Origin of the sequence: Achromobacter anxifer (genome assembly GCF_903652925.1) — a bacterium.
GTDB classification, from domain to species: domain Bacteria; phylum Pseudomonadota; class Gammaproteobacteria; order Burkholderiales; family Burkholderiaceae_B; genus Achromobacter; species Achromobacter anxifer.
The window spans coordinates 299766-317498 of record NZ_CAHLAR010000003.1; the positions used below are offsets into that span (position 1 = coordinate 299766).

Sequence of the window (17733 nt, forward strand, 5' to 3'; positions counted from 1 at the left end):
ATACCGCAGGCAGTCTGTCCCCAAACGTCAGCAAGGGTCAAGGCGCGTTGTCCCTGAGCGTTGCGGGCGGTCAACTTGCGGGCAAACGCTCAATGGCCGCCATCTGGGCTCCGGCTATACTCCCTGACATTTTTTTGGCACGACACATAAATTTTCACGCGGACTGGCGGGCGCCAGGCCTGAGAACGGGGACATTCTTGAAACGTGGTTTCTATCTGGTCATGGCCGCGCAGGCCTTCTCGTCATTGGCGGACAATGCGCTGTTCATCGCAGCCATCGCCTTGATACAGGAACTGCATGGGCCGGACTGGCTGGCACCCATGATGAAGTGGTCGTTCGCGCTGGCTTATGTGGTCCTGGCCGCCTTCGTCGGGGCGCTGGCGGACTCCTTCCCCAAGGGCCGCGTGATGTTCTCCACCAACGCCCTGAAAGTGGCCGGCTGCATGCTGATGTTCTCGTATGCCAGCATCGGCGTCGCCCCCCAGTACCAGACCTACCTGGTTTGCGCCGCCTACGCCATCGTCGGCATCGGCGCCGCGGCCTATTCCCCCGCCAAGTACGGCATCGTGACCGAAATGCTGCCCCCGTCCATGCTGGTCAAGGGCAACAGCTGGATCGAAGGCCTGACGGTGTTCTCCATCATCCTCGGCACGGTGCTGGGCGGCCTGCTGATCTCGTCCTCCGTTTCCACCGCCCTGCTCAGCCACTCGTTCATCGGCAAGCTGGTCCATACGCCGGCCGAGGCCGCGATCCTGGTCATCGCCTTCGTCTACCTGCTGGCCGCGCTGTGCAACCTGATGATTCCGCACACCCACGTGCGCTATCCGCCGCAGCAGAAGAACCCGGTGCGTCTCATCCGCACGTTCTGGGGCTATGTCTGTGTGCTCTGGAAGGACAAGCTGGGCCAGATCTCGCTGGCTGTCACCACCCTGTTCTGGGGCGCCGGCGCCACCTTGCAGCTGATCGTCATCGAATGGGGCCGCAGCCATCTGGGCTACCAGCTGGACAAGGCCTCCATGCTGATGGGCGTCGCCGCCCTGGGCACGGTGGTCGGCTCCATCCTGGCGGGCCGCATTCCCCTGCGCCGCGCGCTGGCCGTGCTGCCGGTGGGCGCGGCCATGGGCCTGGTCGTGCTGCTGATGCCGCTGGTCTACTCGCCCTGGAGCGTCTACCTGCTGCTGCTGATCACAGGCGGCCTGGCCGGCTTCTTCGTGGTCCCGATGAACGCGCTGCTGCAGCACCGCGGCCACGTGCTGCTGTCGGCCGGCCACTCCATCGCCGTGCAGAACTTCAATGAGCAGCTCAACATTCTGCTGATGGTGGCCATGTACACGCTGCTGCTGTGGCTGCAGTTGCCCATCAACATCATCATCGTGATCTTCGGCACCGTGGTCGCCGTACTGATGGTGGTCTTCATGCGCTGGAGCAAGCGCAACCTGCAGGCCAACCCCGAGCTGCACGAGCAGATCGGCCAGGAAGGCCATGGCCGCGCCCTGGACTCGTCGCACTAGATGCGCTGACTGCGGCAATGAAAAAACCGGGCTTCGGCCCGGTTTTTTTTTCGACTGCGGGAACCGCGATCTAGGAAGCGCAGCCTCGGAATCGCAATCTCAGTTCAGCTGCGCCACCGCCAGCCGCAGATCCTGCCAGGCGCGCGCCTTCTCGCTCGGGCTGCGCAGCAGATAGGCGGGGTGGTAGCTGACGACCACCGGAATCTCCCGGCCTTCGTCCGTCTTCAGCTGATGGATGCGGCCGCGCAGGCTGCCGATGGTGGCGTCCGTACCCAGCAGCGTCTGCGCCGCGAAGCGGCCCAGCACCAGGATCCGCTCCGGCTTGAGCAGCGCGATCTGCCGCGTCAGGTAGGGACTGCAGGCCGCAATCTCTTCCGGCTTGGGATTGCGGTTGCCCGGCGGCCGGCATTTGATGACGTTGGTGATGAAGACGTCACGCTCGCGGCTCATGTCCACCGACGACAGCATGGCGTCCAGCAACTGCCCGGAGCGCCCCACGAAGGGCTGCCCCTGGCGGTCCTCTTGCTCGCCCGGCGCCTCGCCCACCACCAGCCAGCGCGTGGGCTGGCCGCCATGGCCAAACACCGCGTTGCGGCGCCCTTTGCACAGGCCGCAGGCGGAACAGGCCACGACCTGCTCGCGCATCTCGTCCAGGCTGGCGTTGCGGATCGCCTCGGCCACTGGCACCGGCGGCGGTGGCGGCGCCTCGGCCTCCGTCTTGGGCGCCGGACGCGGCGGCGGACCGCTGCGGGTCAGGATCGAGGCCGGTATGCCGGGACGGCCAGGGGTTGGCTCGGCAGCGGCGGGAGCGACGGCGACAGGCGCAGCGGCGGCCGGAGACTCGGCAACCGGCGCTGCGGCGGCCTGTGCCGCAGACTGCGGCACAGGCCGCGCCTCGGCAGCGGACACTTGCACCGACGCCGACAAAACCTCCTTGGAAACAATGACTTGCGGATCAACCGCAGGCTGGCTGGGCGCCGGTGCAGGACGCAGCCATAGCCGCTCCATGCCGATCTCGCGCAGCCAGATGCGCTGCAACGGATTGACGCGGGGCGCGGCCGACGGCGGCGCGGCAGTGGGCTGGCTCATGCCGCCGCTCCATCCGCCGTGAAGCGCTTCTGCATGACCAGGGCGTCCTCGCGGCCGCCTTTCTCGGCAGGGTAATAGCCGCGGCGCACGCCGATCTGCAGGTAGCCGTGCCGCTTGTAGAAACTGATGGCCGACGCGTTCGACGGCCGCACTTCCAGCAGCACGCCTTCCAGGCCACGTTCGCGCGCCTGCTGCTCGCACCAGCTGAGCAGCGCGCCGCCCAGCCCCTGGCGGTGCAGCGCCTTGGCCACGGCGATCACCAGCAGATGCGCCACGTCGGGCGCGAACATCAGCACGCAGAACCCCGCCAGCTTGCCTTCGCGCCGCAACACCCAGGCGCCGTAGCCCGCCGCCAGGGCGTCCGCGAAATTGCCGCGCGTCCAGGGGAAGGCCTGCACGTGCGCCTCCAGCGCCACGACTTCTTCCAGGTCGGCGTCGGTCATCGGCTGGGGCACCCAGGGCGCCAGCGAAGGTTGAGCCTTGGGATTGCCGCCCTCGCCCCGCATGCGCTCGGCGGTGGTGAAAGCCACCTTGTCGCGCACGTAGAGCGGTGCCGCCAGTTCCGGCGCCACGGCCTCGCCCCGCATCCAGCCCTGCCGTCCCAGGCGGGCCACGCTGGCGGCTTCCGGCCGCCGCGCGTCCAGGGCGCGCTGCCACTGGCCGGGATGCTGCATGTCGGACGCGTAGGCGTCCCAGGCGTCGCCAGCCAATACCAGTTCCAACGGCCGGCCGGCGCGGGCCGACCAGCCCGGCAGATGATGGGCGGTCCAGGGCACGACTTCGGCCGCCGCGATCAGCAGTGGCGCCTGCAGGATCTCCCAGGAGATTTCACCATCCGAAACGGCCGCCTGGCGGTAGACCGCCAGATAGACCTCGTTCATACGGGCGTCCAGCGCCACCACGATCGCCTGCTCCGGTGTAGCCGGCACCTGGGCGGCAACCGCCTGATGAGAGACAATGGGAAGCACCGGGATGCCCAGGCCCAGGCCCATGCCTTGGGCCACCCCGCAAGCCACCCGCAAGCCGGTGAAGCCGCCCGGCCCCTGGCCGAAAGCCACTGCGTGCAGGGCGCCAGGCGCCAGCCCGGACTCCGCCAGCAGCTCGTTGGCCATGGGCAAGAGCCGTTCCGCGTGCTCCTGGGAACCCTCGTGTTCCCTGACGCTGACCTCCAGGCGACCATCGACCGCCCGCAACAGGGCCACGCCGCAACGGGACGAAGAAGTTTCCAAAGCCAGCAGGTTTAGTTCCATAGGTGCAGATTGTACGAAATACCGCGACTCCTCCCCCGGTTGTTAGGGGGATGTTAGGGGGATTTCAACCATGGTTCGCAATGTGTAATATCTTGTGAACGCCCACTAGCCGCTGGTTCTCGCCACTGTTACATTTCCGGCCATGAATACGCAAAACACCACCCCCACCCGAAAAATCCTCGTCGTCGACGATGATCCGCGCTTGCGCGATTTGCTGCGTCGGTACTTATCCGAGCAGGGATTCAACGTTTTCGTTGCCGAAGACGCCAAAGAGATGGGCAAACTCTGGCAACGCGAGCATTTCGACCTGCTCGTGCTGGATCTGATGCTGCCTGGCGAAGATGGCCTGTCCATCTGCCGCCGGCTGCGCGGTGGTCACGACAACACCCCCATCATCATGCTGACGGCCAAGGCGGAAGAAATCGACCGCATCGTCGGCCTGGAGATGGGCGCGGACGATTACCTGTCCAAGCCGTTCAATCCCCGGGAGCTGCTGGCTCGGATCAACGCGATCCTGCGCCGCCGCGGCACCGAGGAACATCCCGGTGCGCCCAGCCAGGAAAACGAATCCATCGCCTTCGGCCCCTACACGCTGAACCTGTCCACCCGCACGCTCACGCGCAACGGCGAACAGGTGCCCATCACCACGGGCGAATTCTCGGTGCTGAAGGTATTTGCCCGCCACCCCAAGATCCCGCTGTCTCGCGACAAGCTCATGGAACTGGCCCGCGGCCGCGAATACGAAGCCTTCGATCGCAGCCTGGATGTGCAGATCTCGCGCCTGCGCAAGCTGATCGAACCCAATCCGTCCAAACCCGTATTCATCCAGACCGTCTGGGGTCTCGGATACGTGTTTGTGCCGGACGGTGGTAGCTGACCGACTCGCCCGCCCCGGGCAGGAGCGCAGCCTCGTGCCCCGCTTGCGCAGAACCTTCAGGAACTTGACATCACGTTTGCGGCTCGGCTTGTTCGGCCGCACGTTCCTGTTGCTCGCCGCGCTGATGCTCGTCAGCCTGGGCGCGTGGCTACAAGTATTTTTCAGCATGGAGCTGGGACCGCGCGCCAATCAGATGGCGCAGCGGGTGATCACGGCCGTCAATATCACGCGCACCGCGCTGATCTATTCGCATAACGACGAACGCAGCAAGCTCCTGCTGGACCTGGCCACCAACGAAGGCATCCAGGTCTATCCGCGCGAGGTCACCGACTTCGCCGAAGCCCTCCCCGACGACGACTACTGGCAACGCGTTGCCCAGCACATCCGCACGCGCTTCGGCCCGGAAACGCAGATTGCCTGGGGCGTGAACCAGGTGCCCGGCTTCTGGGTCAGTTTCCAGATAGAAAAGGACCTCTACTGGCTGGTGTTCGAGCGAGAGCAGATCGGCCTGACCGGCGGGATCGAATGGCTGGGGTGGGGCGCCACGGCGTTGCTGCTGTCCCTGGTCGGGGCCGCGGTCAGCGTGGGCTTCGTCAACCGGCCGCTATCGCGGCTGGCCCGGGCGGCCCAGGTGCTGTCGCGCGGCGAAACTCCCGCTGCCCTGCCCGAGCAAGGCCCGCTGGAAATCCGCGACCTGAACGCCTCGTTCAACCGCATGGCCAAGGACCTGAGGCAGGCCGAGGCCGACCGCGAACTGATGCTGGCGGGGATTTCGCACGACCTGCGCACGCCGCTTGCGCGCATGCGGCTGGAAATCGAATTGAGCGGGGTGTCCGAGGATGCCCGCCAGGCCATCGACGAAGACCTGGGCCAGATCGACCACAGTATCGGGCAGTTGATGGAGTACGCGCGCCCCGCCGGCACGCTGCCGCAGCTGGCGACCGACATTTCCGCAGTGCTGGCCGAACTTTACGAACGCGAACGCAGCCATACGGCTTCGGTGGGCGGCGAACTGGAAGCCACGCTGGAACCGGGCCTGCGCGCCCGCATCACGGCGCTGGACCTCAAGCGCATCGTCAGCAACCTGATCGAGAACGCCCGCCGCTATGGCCGCTCCAGCGACGGCATGGCGCATCTCGTCATGACACTGCAAGCTGACGGCGCCATGATCGCGATCGAGGTGTCCGACCGCGGTCCCGGCATCGCGCCTGAAGACGTGGACCGCCTGCTGCGGCCGTTCTCGCGCGGCGAGGCGGCGCGCACCGGCGTCAGCGGCGCGGGGCTGGGCCTGGCCATCGTCGAACGCCTGCTCAAGCACGTGGGCGGCTCGTTGCGCATGCTGCCCCGCGAGGGTGGCGGCCTGACCGCAAGGATAGAGTTGCCCAAAGCGAAGTTTAGGAATTATCAATTAGACAACGAAAATCCATAGCGTAGAATTTATGGTTTGAGGCACAGCCTTAATTCCACCAACAACTGGGAGTAAACATGAAAACTGTTGGCGACAAACTCGAGCCCTTCAAGGTCACCGGCGTCAAGCCCGGCTTCAACCAGCACGAAGAAAACGGCGTGTCGGCGTTTGAAGACATCACCGAAAGCTCGTTCCCCGGCAAGTGGAAGGTCATCTACTTCTACCCGAAAGACTTCACGTTTGTTTGCCCGACCGAAATCGTCGGCTTCAACAAGCTGGCCAAGGATTTCGAAGACCGCGACGCCGTCCTGCTGGGCGGTTCGAGCGACAACGAATTCGTCAAGCTGGCCTGGCGCCGTGAGCACCCGGACCTGAACAAGCTGGGTCACTACCAATTCGGCGACACCACCGGCGCCCTGATCGACCAGCTGGGCGTGCGTGAAAAGGGTGCTGGCGTTGCCCTGCGCGCCACCTTCATCGTTGATCCGGACAACACGATCCAGCACGTTTCGGTGAACAACCTGAACGTCGGCCGTAACCCGGAAGAAGTTCTGCGTCTGCTCGACGGCCTGCAAACCGACGAGCTGTGCCCGTGCAACCGTACGGTTGGCGGCGCCACGCTGTAATTTCCAGCCCGGCCCGGGACCCGCTTGCGGGTCCTGCGCTGGGCTTTAACTGCTCTAGATTATAGGTAAAAGCTATGGAATTTCTTACGACCATTAAGGAACAACTGCCGGATTGGGCCAAGGATATCCGCCTGAATCTGGACGCCGTGATCGCCCGCTCGACGCTGGCTCCTGAAGATGCCGTGGGCGCCGCCCTGTCCGCCGCCTACGCCGCGCGCAGCCCGGTGCTGGTCGAAGCCTTCAAGAGCGGCCTGTCGGAAGGCGACGCCAACGCCGCGCTGACGGCCTCGGCCCTCATGGGCATGAACAACACCTGGTATCCGTACGTGGAAATGACCGGCGACGCCCAACTGAAGAGCCTGCCGGCCCAGTTGCGCATGAACGCCTACGCAACCCACGGCGGCGTGGAAAAGAAGCGCTTCGAGCTGTTCGCGCTGGTGGCCTCGATTATCGGCAAGTGCCATTTCTGCGTGGCTTCGCACTACGAGAACCTGAAGAACGACGGCTTATCGACCGAGCAGCTGCGCGATGCCGGCCGCATCGCCGCCGTGGTCAACGCCGCCGCCCTGGCGCTGGCCGCCCAAGGCAAGTAAGCAGCCAGTCCAGCAATAAAAAAACCCGCCTGCGCATTGCAGGCGGGTTTTTTATTGCCCTGCGGCGTCTGGCCGCCTACTTCTTCGGCATGGACGAGGTGGTCGGCAGGCCGTTGGCGGCCCATGCCTCGACGCCGCCGCGGTACCAGTACACGGTCCAGCCCAGCGTGCCGGCGCGCAGCGCCGCGTTGTAGGCCGAACGGTCGTTCATGCCCGCGCCCAGGATCACGACGGGCGCCTTCCGATTGCCACCGTTGTTCTTCAACAGCCAGGCGTCCAGGTCTTGCTGCAGGCGATCCGTGACGCTGCCGTCCGAACCCGCATCCGGCAACGGATAGCCGATGGGCACCGTGTCGCGCAGCCCGCTGGTGTCGACGATCAGGAGATTCTTGTCTTTCTGGATCATCCCGACCAGGTCGCCGGTCGTGATCACCTGGGCGCGGTAGATCTTGTTGGGCGTCGGCCCCTTGTACGGCGCGGTGAACAGCATGGTCGTGGCCGGCACGCCCAAGTCCTTCAGCTCGTCGATGGCGCTGGGAGGCATGCCCTGGCCCGGCTGCGCCGGCTGCTGCCGCGGCGCGGCCGAACCCGGGGCTGCTCCGCCGCCCTGCGCAGCGACCTCGCCGCCCACGGTTCCCATCTCGATGTCGGAAATCATCACCGCGATGTTCTCGATCAGCTCGTAGCACATGGTGATCGAGCCTTCGCGCGGGCTGTACCAGGCATTGAGCTGGCCACAGTCCTTGAACACCACGTTCACCGGACGCGGCAGCACGTAGCGTTCGCCCAGCAGCTTGATGTTGTTCGAGATCGCTTCCGACAGATTGTTCGCGAACAGGTTGCCGATCTTGCGCTTGGACGGCTGGAAGACCACATTCACCGGAGCGCCGGGCGCATTCGCCGCCTGCTGGCCCTCGGGCGTCCAGGTGCCCACGCGCGTGTGCGGCGCCAGGATCTTGTTCCAGGCGCGGTTCTGCTTGTTGAATTCATCCGAACAACGCGCCCGGGTCCGGTCCTCGAGCCCGACGTGCTTGGCAATGGACTCGAACACGGCGGGGTTGCCGCCATACATGATGCAGAGCATGTTGCGGAAGCGCTTCAGGTCGCCGGTGTGCTCGTCCTGCCAGGCCGACGAAGCGTCGGCGCCCCTGCGCTCGGCCAGCTTGCCGCTGTAATACCACTGCAGGGCGGCATACTTCGCCGCATCCTGCGCCATGATGTTCACGTCCTTGTTGTCCGACGGATACATGGTCGGCTCGACGATCTGCAGCGCAGAGTAGATATCGACCGCGTCCTCTTCCGCGCCGGTCGAAGGCAGCTCCAGTTCGCCGATCAGGGCATGCCCGAACTCGTGCATGAAGATGCTGCGCATGATGCCGATGTACACCGAGACGATGCGCATCGTGTCGCCGCCAAAGCGCGGATACGGGCCCTCGCCGGGCAAGCCCGGGTTGCTGTCGCCGCCAGACTGCCCTGCCGCCGGGGCCTGAGGCTTCTGCGTGGCGCCGCCGCCTCCACCGCCCGCGCCGCCACGCGCCGGCAGACCGGCCGCCGCCGGCGCGGCGCCGGATTCGTTGCCGGTCATCGTGATCTTGAAGTCGGCGATGCCGAAGGTGCCCACGTCATAGGCCATGATGCCAAGCTCGGCGCCCGTCGCGGGTTCGTTGCTGACGTCGCCGATCTGCTTGCCGTTCACGATGAAGCGGGCCGCGCCCGGCAGCTCGACCACGCGGATGCGGTCGGAACCGTCCAGCTTGGCCACATTGGGAACCGAGGCGATATCGCGGCGGTTCTGCCCCTGCAGGCAGAACAGCAGCGTGTTCTTGTCCGCCGTGAGTTCCAGCAGGCACAAGGCCTTGTTGGCGCGATTGCTCAGCGCGACGCCGATCGACGCCTTCGGGTTCGCCGATTTCACGACCACATTGACGTCGGTCACGCGGCCCGAGTCCGGCGCCGGTCCAACGTTCATGTACAGAGTCTGTTCGCTATCGGGCTTCGTCGGATTGTGCAGGGTGAACCATCCGTCCTGCACGCCGGCGGTCCAGCCCTCCAGCATTTGCTGCTTGACCGCGCCAGCCAACGGTCCCAATTGCTGCTCGTATTGCGCATGCGCGGGCGAACTCAAGGCGCCGAAGACGGCGAGCAAGGCGATGCCACGTAAATGCATCAGAATGTCTCTGTAGTCGAAATGAAGTAGCGCAGAATATGCCAGATCAATTCGACCCGCTTATTCATTTGTTAAAGATGTATCAAAACCAAATGAATTGCAGGGAATGTGCGAAAGCCCCTTGCCAGAGCCCTCGCAGCGGGCTACGAAATCCGCGCCAACAGCGTCACCACCGTCGCAGCAATGCCTTCCTTGCGCCCCAGATAGCCCAGGCCTTCGTTGGTCTTGGCCTTGATGTTGACCTCGGTCTCGGCCAGCCCGGTATCCGCGGCGATGTTCTTCACCATGGCCGGTGCATGCGGACCGATCTTGGGCGCCTGCGCGTGCAGCGTGGCGTCGATGTTCACCGGCGCCCAGCCGGCGGCGCGCACCCGTGACATGGCTTCGCGCAGCAGGACGCGGCTGTCGGCGCCCTTGAAGGCTGGATCGGTATCGGGGAAATGCCGTCCGATGTCGCCCAGGCCGGCCGCGCCCAGCAGCGCGTCGGTAATGGCGTGCAGCAGCACGTCCGCGTCCGAATGTCCCAGCAGGCCATGCGTGTGTGGGATAGTGACGCCGCCAATGATCAGCGGGCGGCCTTCGACCAGCGCGTGCACGTCGAAGCCCTGGCCGACGCGGAAAGGAATACTCATAGCCATTTTTCCATCAGTTCGAAATCATCCGGCCATGTCACCTTGAAGTTGCGCATGGCGCCGGGCACCAGCAGCGGCGCGTAGCCTGCCGCTTCGATGGCGGAAGCCTCGTCAGTAACGACCGCGCCGCTCACCGAGGCCGCCGTCAGCGCGTCGCGCAGCACGCCGGCCCGGAACATCTGCGGCGTCTGCGCCAGCCACAGGCCATTGCGGTCCAGCGTGCGCTCGACGCGCTCGTGGCCGCCCTTGACCGTATCCGCCACTGGCAAGGCCAGCAGCCCGCCCACCGGATCCGCCAGGCAAGCATCGATCAGGCGGCCCAGGGCCGCCGCCGGCAGCCCGGGGCGCGCGGCATCGTGCACCAGCACCCAGGTATCGTCGGCCACGCCGCTGTCGGCCAGCGCGCCGGCCACGGTGTCGGCGCGCGTCGCGCCGCCGCAGGCCCGCCACACCGTACGGGGCAGGCCGGCCAGCGCCGCGTCCACCCAGCCGTCGCCGGGCGTCACGGCCACGCGCACCTGCGCGATCCGTTCGTCGGCCAGCAGCGCGCATACCGCGTGGCGCAGCATGGGCTGTCCGGCCAGCGGACGATATTGCTTGGGCACGGTTTCATGCCCGGGGCGGCTGGCACGGGCCCCGACGCCCGCAGCGGGCACGATTGCAATGAGGGAGGCAGACATGGTGCGGTGATTTTATAATCTTCCGCTTGATGCCTGCTCCCAGCCTGATGCCAGCCCCCGCTACCCCCGCCCCCGCCGCGCCGCCCGTCCCCTCCACGGCTCCCACCCTGTCCGCGCTGAAGGCCGGCGCGCGCTACGCCCAGCCGCGTCCTCCGGGTTCCGGCGACGCCTGGCTGCTGGCCGACCTGGCGCGCCAGGCCGCGGCGCCGCTGGTCATCCTGACCGCCGAGCCCGTCGAGGCCCAGCGCCTGGCCGAGGAAATCCAGCTGTTCGCGCCGGACCTGCGCGTGCGCCAGTTGCCCGACTGGGAAACGCTGCCGTACGACGCCTTCTCGCCGCACCAGGACCTGATTTCGGAGCGCCTGCACACGCTGCATTCGCTGATGACGAAGTCCGTGGACGTGCTGACGGTGCCGGTCACGACCGCGCTGTACCGGCTGGCGCCGCCCTCCTTCCTGGCGGCCTACACCTTCTCCTTCAAGCAGAAGGACAAGCTCAACGAGACGGCGCTGCGCGCCCAGCTGACGCTGGCCAACTACAACCACGTCACCCAGGTGACCGCGCCCGGCGAATTCTGTTTGCGCGGCGGGCTGATCGACCTGTTCCCGATGGGCTCGGTGGTGCCCTACCGCCTGGACCTGTTCGACGACGAGATCGAGACCATCCGCAGCTTCGATGTGGATACGCAGCGCAGCCTGTACCCGGTGCGCGAAGTGCAGCTCCTGCCCGGCCGCGAGTTCCCGATGGACGAGGACGCGCGCAACCGCTTCCGCGCGCGCTTCCGCGAAGTCTTCGAGGGCGATCCCTCGCGCGCGCTGCCCTACAAGGACATCGGCAACGGCATACCGTTCGCCGGCGTCGAGTACTACCTGCCGCTCTTCTTCGAGGAAACGGCGACCCTGTTCGACTACCTGACGGAAGGCACGGTCACCGTCACCGTGGGCGACATCGACGACGCCATCCAGCGCTTCAACCAGGACACCTCCAGCCGCTACGGCTTTCTCAAGAGCGACCGCGAACGGCCGGTGCTGCCGCCGTCCGAGCTGTTCCTGGACAACGAGGCGCTCTACGCCCGTCTGAAGGAATTCCGCCGCCTGTCGCTGGCCGCCGGCCAGCCGCACCCGGATTTCCGCGCCGCGCCCGACGTGAGCGTGGCCCGGCGTTCCGAGGATCCCATCGCCAAACTGCGCGCGCTGGTGCAGGCCGGCCAGACACGCGTGCTGCTGTGCGCCGACTCCGCCGGCCGGCGCGAGACCCTGGTGCAGATGCTGAACGAGTTCGGTGTCACCCCGGACGCGCAGCCCGACACCATCGGCGCCTTCCTGGCCTCGGACGCCCATTTCGGCATCGTCGCCGCGCCGCTGTCCACCGGCTTCGGCCTGCCCCAGGCCAATCTGGCCTTCCTGACCGAAAACGACCTGTACCCCGGCTTGGCCACCACCGGCCGCCGCGGCAAGCGCGACCAGGAGCGCGCCAGCAACGTCGAAGCCATGGTGCGCGACCTGTCCGAACTGCGGGCAGGCGACCCGGTGGTCCATGCGCAGCACGGCATCGGCCGCTACCACGGCCTGGTCAACATGGACATGGGCGAAGGCGGGATGGAGTTCCTCCATCTGGAATACGCCAACGGCAGCACGCTGTACGTGCCGGTGTCGCAGCTGCACGTGATCGCCCGCTACAGCGGCGCCGACCCGGAGGCCGCGCCCCTGCATCAGCTGGGCTCCGGCCAGTGGGACAAGGCGCGCCGCAAGGCTGCCCGCCAGGTCCGCGACACCGCCGCGGAATTGCTCGCGCTCTATGCCCAGCGCGCCGCGCGCGAAGGCTATGCCTTCAATCTGCCGCTCAACGATTACCAGGCCTTCGCCGAAGGCTTCGGCTTCGAGGAGACCGCCGACCAGGCGGCCGCCATCGAAGCCGTCATCGCCGACATGACCTCCGGACGCCCCATGGACCGCCTGGTCTGCGGCGACGTGGGCTTCGGCAAGACCGAGGTCGCGCTGCGCGCCGCCTTCCTGGCCGTGGCCAATGGCAAGCAGGTCGCCCTGCTCTGCCCCACCACGCTGCTGGCCGAACAGCACGCGCAGACCTTCGCCGACCGCTTCGCCGACTGGCCCGTGAAGGTGGTGGAGCTGTCCCGCTTCCGCTCGGCCAAGGAAGTCTCCGCCGCCATCGAAGGCATCAACGACGGCCGCGTCGACATCGTCATCGGCACCCACAAGATCCTGTCCAAGGACGTGAAGTTCAAGCGCCTGGGCCTGGTCATCATCGACGAAGAGCACCGCTTCGGCGTGCGCCAGAAGGAAGCGCTGAAGGCGCTGCGCGCCGAGGTCGACGTGCTGACGCTGACCGCCACGCCCATTCCGCGCACGCTGGGCATGTCGCTGGAAGGCATCCGCGACTTCTCCGTCATCGCCACCGCGCCGCAGAAGCGCCTGGCCATCAAGACCTTCGTGCGGCGCGAGGACGGCAGCACCCTGCGCGAGGCGCTGCTGCGCGAACTCAAGCGCGGCGGCCAGTGCTACTTCCTGCACAACGAAGTCGAGACCATCCACAACCGCCGCGCCCGCCTGGAAGAGCTCGTGCCCGAGGCCCGCATCGCCGTGGCCCACGGCCAGATGCCCGAACGCGAGCTGGAACAGGTGATGAAGGGCTTCTACCAGCAGCGCTACAACGTGCTGTTGTGCACCACCATCATCGAAACCGGCATCGACGTACCCAGCGCAAACACCATCGTGATCCACCGCGCCGACCGCTTCGGGCTGGCCCAGCTGCACCAGCTGCGCGGCCGCGTCGGGCGCTCGCACCACCAGGCCTACGCCTACCTGCTGACGCCGGGCGAGGACGCCATCACCAACAACGCCAAGAAGCGCCTGGAGGCCATCCAGGCCATGGAAGAGCTGGGCTCCGGCTTCTACCTGGCCATGCACGACCTGGAGATCCGCGGCACGGGCGAGGTGCTGGGCGATTCGCAATCCGGCAATATCCAGGAAGTGGGCTTCTCGATGTACAACGAGATGCTCAACGAGGCCGTCCGCGCCTTGCGCGCCGGCGAGGAACCCGACCTGGACGCGCCCTTCAACCTGGCCTGCGAAGTCAATCTGCACGCGCCGGCGCTGCTGCCGTCCGACTATTGCGCCGACGTCCATGCCCGCCTGGGCATCTACAAGCGTCTGGCGCATGCCGCGGACGAAGACGACCTGATCCAGATCCAGGAAGAACTGATCGACCGCTTCGGCAAGCTGCCCGAGGCCGCGCAGACGCTGCTGGCCACGCACCGCCTGCGCCTGGCCGCCCAGCCGCTGGGCATCGTCAAGATCGACGCCAGCGAGACCCAGGCGCTGCTGCAATTCGGTCCCAAGACCTCGGTCGATCCCGGCAAGATCATCGAGCTGGTGCAGCGCCAGCGCCACATCAAGCTGGCGGGACAGGATAAATTGCGGGTCGAGATCAAGGCCGCGCAGATCCCGGCCCGCGCCGACGCCGTCCGCGCCGTGCTGCGCGCCTTGAAGTAACCGTCAAACCACACTGATTTCTATGACTACCCATCACCTTGTCGTCCAATCCCCCGGCCTGACCGTGGAACACGCGGAACAGCTGGCGGCCCTGGCCCAGGCCCAGGGCGTGGCCCGCATCAGCGCCACCGCCGCCCGCCTGCTCGACGTGCAGCACGACGACTCGACCCGCGCCGAAGTCGTGGGCTGGGCCGAACGCCACGGCGTCGACACCGCGTTCCTGCCGGCTGGGCTGAAGCTGTCGCAGTGCAAGGTGCTGGCCATGGACATGGACTCCACGCTGATCAACATCGAGTGCATCGACGAGATCGCCGGCGTGGCCGGCCTGAAGGACAAGGTGTCCGAGATCACCGAGGCCGCCATGCGCGGCGAAATCAAGGACTTCTCGGAAAGCCTGCGCCGCCGCGTGGCCCTGCTCGAAGGCGTGCCGGCCGACGCGCTGGAACAAGTCTATGCGGACAAGCTGCGCCTGAACCCCGGCGCCGAACGCCTGATCACCACGGCCCAGGCCGCCGGCATCAAGGTACTGCTGGTCTCGGGCGGCTTCACCTTCTTCACGGAACGCCTGCGCCAGCGCCTGAACCTGGACAGCGCGCACGCCAACACCCTGGAAATCGCCAACGGCGTGCTGACCGGCAAGGTCTTGGGCGACATCCTGGACGCCGACGCCAAGGAAGCCCACCTGCGTGAGTTCGCCCGCCAGCATGGCGCTTCCCGGGAACAGATCATCGCCATGGGCGACGGCGCCAACGACCTGAAGATGCTGGGCATCGCCGGCTTCCCCGTGGCTTACCACGCCAAGCCGCTGGTGCGCCAGCAAACGCGCTATGCGCTGAACGTGTCGGGTCTGGACGGGGTGTTGAACTGGTTCGAGAGCTGATCTCGTGACGGCAGACGCTTGAGCGCATGCCTCTTCCTCGGACATGAAAAAAGCCACCTCGCGGTGGCTTTTTTCATGCTTGCAGCGGATCAGTACCGCACGCGCAGCGAGAGCAGCGCAGCACGCCCGGTTCCCAGCGCCGCGTAGTGCGCCGCATAGGCCTTGGTGTAGTACGTTTCGTCGAAAATGTTCAACACGTTCAGTTGAGCCGACATATGCTCGTTGAACTCGTATGCCGCCATGGCATCGAAGCGCCAGTAGGAAGGCACCCAGCGCGCCTTGGGCGTGCCGTCGGCGTTCTTGGTCGAATCCGAGTTGCCGTATACCTTGTCCACGTAATAAGCACCGCCGCCGACCGTCAGCTTGGGCAGCACCTTGTAGGTGGTCCACAGGCTGAAGGCGTTGCGCGGCGTGTTGGGCAGGTCCTGGCCCACGGCGCCGCTGTTGTAAGCGCCCTTGGTCATTTCGCTGTTCATGAAGGTGTAGCCGCCGAACACGTTCCACTTGGGCGTGATGCTGCCCGAGAAGCCGAGTTCGATGCCGCGCACCTTGGCCTCGCCGACCTGTGCGGTTTCGGTGGCCGACACGGCGACGCTGGTGTTCTTGCGGATGTCCTGGAAGGCCGCTGCAGAAACCGTCAGGCGGTCATCGAACACCTGCCATTTCGTGCCCAGTTCCACCGTGCGGCTCTTTTCCGGCTCGAGCGACTGGTTCGTGACCGAGACCGCATCGCTGATCGCGCTGGAAGCGATGGCCGACGGCGTCGACGAGGTTCCGTAGGTAGCGTAGATGGTGCCGTTGGGCACCGGCTTGTACGCCACGCCGACTTGGTAGTTGAAGAGATTGTCTTCGCGGCTGGTGCTGTAGAACGCCGGGGTGCTGGCGGGATCGTTGCGGCCCTTGGCGATATTGCTGCCACTGGTGCGGTAGTTGTCCCAGCGCAGGCCCAGGCTGGCCTGCCACTGCTCGTTGAACTTGATCGTGTCGAAGCCGTAAAGCGCGACCGTATCCGTGTTGTAGCGCGCCGGGTTGCCATTGCGCTGCAGATGGCCTGGATAGTAGGTGCCCGGATCCGGATCCCACAGCGAAGCGCACAGCGCCGGGTTGGCATAAGTGTTCTTGCCATTGGCGGTGCCGGTCACGCAACCGCTGGTGCCGGCGGGAACGCCGGTCTCGGTGTAGCTGTCCTTGTCCTGCTTGATGTTGCTGTATTCGAAGCCCAGGTCGAACGAGTGCTTCAGGCTACCCGTATCGAACTCGCCAGTCAGGTTGGTCTGGTTTGCGAAGCTCTTGGTGACGTAGTAGCCCGACTTGAGCGCCCGGTACACCAGTCCATTCGGAATGTTGCCCTTGCTGTCGTCGGGGTTGGTGGCGGCGAAATCGTTCGTGCCACGGCCATAGCGCGTCACGTTGCGCAGCTGCAGCCTGTCGGAGAAGTCGTGCTGGAAGTCCACGGTCGCGACGTCGTCGCGCGTGTTCATGAAATCGCGGCCCTTCAACCCGTAGAAGTTCTTGCGGCTCACGCCCATGGTCTCCGTCACCGGTTGACCCGTCTTCGGGTCATACGGCATGGAGTAATCCGGCATGCTGTCGTCTTGGTAGTGGTAGTAGCTCAGCGTGATGCGCGTCGGCGTGCCCACGCCGAGCGTCAGCGAGGGTGCCACGCCCCAGCGTTCAAAGTTGACGGCGTCGTCGCGTCCGGGAGCGTCTCCCTTGTTGCCCATGACGTTCAGGCGGAACGCGGCCTTGTCGGCCAGACGCCAGTTGCTATCGATCGTGGCCCGGTAGTTGCTGTCCGTGCCGATCTGCGCCGTGGCTTCGGTAAAGTCCGTGACCTTGGGCGTCTTGCTGACCATGTTGATGCTGCCGCCCGCGCCGCCGCGTCCCGAATAGACCGAGTCCGGCCCCTTGATGACTTCGACCTGTTCCAGGTTGAACGTATCGCGCACTTGCGTGCTGGAGTCGCGGATGCCGTCCAGGAAAATGCTGCCGGCCGAGTTCTGGCCACGGATGATCGGCAGGTCGCCGCCCGGACGTCCGCCTTCGCCCGCGCCGAAGGTAATGCCGGGCGAGTTGCGCAACACGTCCTGCAGCGTAGAGGCAGCCTGATCCTGGATCACTTGCTTGGGCACCACCTGCACAGTGCGCGGAGTATCCAACAGCGGAGCGGTGAACTTCGGCGATTGCGCCGTCGAGGTCTGGTAGGCCGAGCCCTCACCTTCGACCCGCACGGGCGCTAGTTGCGTCACGCCGGCGTCCGCGGACTGAGCGGCGGCGTAAGGGCTGATGAACAGCGCGGGAGCCGCGATGGCGGCGGCCAGGGAGGTAGTGAGCGTATTCAGCGAATACGTATCTTGGGGCTTCAAACCAGCTTCTCCGAATGTGAATAGCAACGATTCTTGTTTTTTTAACGTTTGCGATTCTGAACTGCGATGCTGAATGAAACCTGAATGAAAGGCTTTAATCCCGTTAAAGGATCAAAAAACAACACTAATGAGAACCATTGCT

General features: G+C 65.8%; 13 protein-coding genes. 7 read left to right on the forward strand and 6 right to left on the reverse strand.

Going from position 1 to position 17733, the window contains the following annotated elements:
- Positions 1-197: 197 nt before the first annotated feature.
- Positions 198-1511 carry a lysophospholipid transporter LplT gene (gene lplT / locus HWY37_RS10650; RefSeq protein WP_175209219.1) on the forward strand — a complete coding sequence of 438 codons (1314 nt, stop codon included), beginning with the start codon at positions 198-200 and terminating at the stop codon, positions 1509-1511.
- A gap of 99 nt (positions 1512-1610) precedes the next feature.
- Here lplT and HWY37_RS10655 read toward each other — a convergent pair whose 3' ends face one another.
- Positions 1611-2600: a uracil-DNA glycosylase gene (locus HWY37_RS10655; protein WP_176088599.1), complete on the reverse strand. Its 990-nt coding sequence runs from the start codon at positions 2598-2600 to the stop codon at positions 1611-1613.
- A complete protein-coding gene (gene tsaB / locus HWY37_RS10660; protein WP_176088600.1) occupies positions 2597-3850 on the reverse strand; it encodes a tRNA (adenosine(37)-N6)-threonylcarbamoyltransferase complex dimerization subunit type 1 TsaB in 1254 nt (417 codons plus the stop codon). Before tsaB ends, HWY37_RS10655 begins: the two co-directional genes overlap by 4 nt.
- Positions 3851-3992: 142 nt before the next feature.
- Here tsaB and risA point away from each other — a divergent pair, with 142 nt between their 5' ends.
- The 4 genes from risA (at position 3993) to HWY37_RS10680 (ending at position 7354) form a co-directional block, all read left to right on the forward strand.
- Entirely contained in the window at positions 3993-4727 is a 735-nt protein-coding gene (gene risA / locus HWY37_RS10665) for a response regulator transcription factor RisA (protein WP_013392162.1), read from the forward strand.
- Between the two features lie 34 nt (positions 4728-4761).
- On the forward strand, positions 4762-6156 hold the full coding sequence (gene risS, locus HWY37_RS10670; protein WP_175209216.1) for a sensor histidine kinase RisS: 1395 nt from the start codon (positions 4762-4764) through the stop codon (positions 6154-6156).
- A gap of 56 nt (positions 6157-6212) precedes the next feature.
- Positions 6213-6761, forward strand: a complete 549-nt coding sequence (locus tag HWY37_RS10675; RefSeq protein ID WP_006389231.1) for a peroxiredoxin — start codon at positions 6213-6215, stop codon at positions 6759-6761.
- A 74-nt stretch (positions 6762-6835) separates the two neighbouring features.
- Positions 6836-7354 (forward strand): carboxymuconolactone decarboxylase family protein, encoded by a 519-nt coding sequence (locus HWY37_RS10680; RefSeq protein ID WP_042796792.1) that lies wholly within the window; start codon positions 6836-6838, stop codon positions 7352-7354.
- 76 nt (positions 7355-7430) lie between these two features.
- Here HWY37_RS10680 and HWY37_RS10685 read toward each other — a convergent pair whose 3' ends face one another.
- From HWY37_RS10685 to ispD, 3 genes are all read right to left on the reverse strand, one after another.
- The gene (locus HWY37_RS10685) at positions 7431-9521 is read right to left on the reverse strand and encodes a DUF4344 domain-containing metallopeptidase (RefSeq protein ID WP_175209215.1); all 2091 of its coding nucleotides are present in this window, start codon (positions 9519-9521) and stop codon (positions 7431-7433) included.
- A 143-nt stretch (positions 9522-9664) separates the two neighbouring features.
- Positions 9665-10153, reverse strand: coding sequence for a 2-C-methyl-D-erythritol 2,4-cyclodiphosphate synthase (ispF, locus tag HWY37_RS10690; protein WP_175209214.1), 489 nt, complete (start codon positions 10151-10153; stop codon positions 9665-9667).
- A complete protein-coding gene (ispD, locus tag HWY37_RS10695; RefSeq protein WP_176088601.1) occupies positions 10150-10833 on the reverse strand; it encodes a 2-C-methyl-D-erythritol 4-phosphate cytidylyltransferase in 684 nt (227 codons plus the stop codon). The genes ispF and ispD overlap by 4 nt, the downstream gene beginning before the upstream one ends.
- Before the next feature lie 29 nt (positions 10834-10862).
- On the opposite strand from ispD, the gene mfd reads away from it, so the two are divergent.
- Complete coding sequence (gene mfd, locus HWY37_RS10700) at positions 10863-14345, forward strand: transcription-repair coupling factor (RefSeq protein WP_176088602.1); 3483 nt, start codon at positions 10863-10865, stop codon at positions 14343-14345.
- 22 nt (positions 14346-14367) lie between these two features.
- A complete protein-coding gene (gene serB, locus HWY37_RS10705) occupies positions 14368-15225 on the forward strand; it encodes a phosphoserine phosphatase SerB (protein WP_175207973.1) in 858 nt (285 codons plus the stop codon).
- A gap of 89 nt (positions 15226-15314) precedes the next feature.
- On the opposite strand, the gene HWY37_RS10710 is transcribed toward serB, so the two are convergent.
- Positions 15315-17591 (reverse strand): TonB-dependent receptor, encoded by a 2277-nt coding sequence (locus tag HWY37_RS10710; protein ID WP_176088603.1) that lies wholly within the window; start codon positions 17589-17591, stop codon positions 15315-15317.
- Positions 17592-17733: the final 142 nt, after the last annotated feature.

Coding starts and splice junctions, on each gene's coding strand:
- HWY37_RS10655 (WP_176088599.1), bottom strand. CDS start 2,600: ATGAGCCAGCCCACTGCCGCGCCGCCGTCGGCCGCGCCCCGCGTCAAT.
- tsaB (WP_176088600.1), bottom strand. CDS start 3,850: ATGGAACTAAACCTGCTGGCTTTGGAAACTTCTTCGTCCCGTTGCGGC.
- risA (WP_013392162.1), top strand. CDS start 3,993: ATGAATACGCAAAACACCACCCCCACCCGAAAAATCCTCGTCGTCGAC.
- HWY37_RS10675 (WP_006389231.1), top strand. CDS start 6,213: ATGAAAACTGTTGGCGACAAACTCGAGCCCTTCAAGGTCACCGGCGTC.
- HWY37_RS10680 (WP_042796792.1), top strand. CDS start 6,836: ATGGAATTTCTTACGACCATTAAGGAACAACTGCCGGATTGGGCCAAG.
- HWY37_RS10685 (WP_175209215.1), bottom strand. CDS start 9,521: ATGCATTTACGTGGCATCGCCTTGCTCGCCGTCTTCGGCGCCTTGAGT.
- ispF (WP_175209214.1), bottom strand. CDS start 10,153: ATGAGTATTCCTTTCCGCGTCGGCCAGGGCTTCGACGTGCACGCGCTG.
- ispD (WP_176088601.1), bottom strand. CDS start 10,833: ATGTCTGCCTCCCTCATTGCAATCGTGCCCGCTGCGGGCGTCGGGGCC.
- mfd (WP_176088602.1), top strand. CDS start 10,863: ATGCCTGCTCCCAGCCTGATGCCAGCCCCCGCTACCCCCGCCCCCGCC.
- serB (WP_175207973.1), top strand. CDS start 14,368: ATGACTACCCATCACCTTGTCGTCCAATCCCCCGGCCTGACCGTGGAA.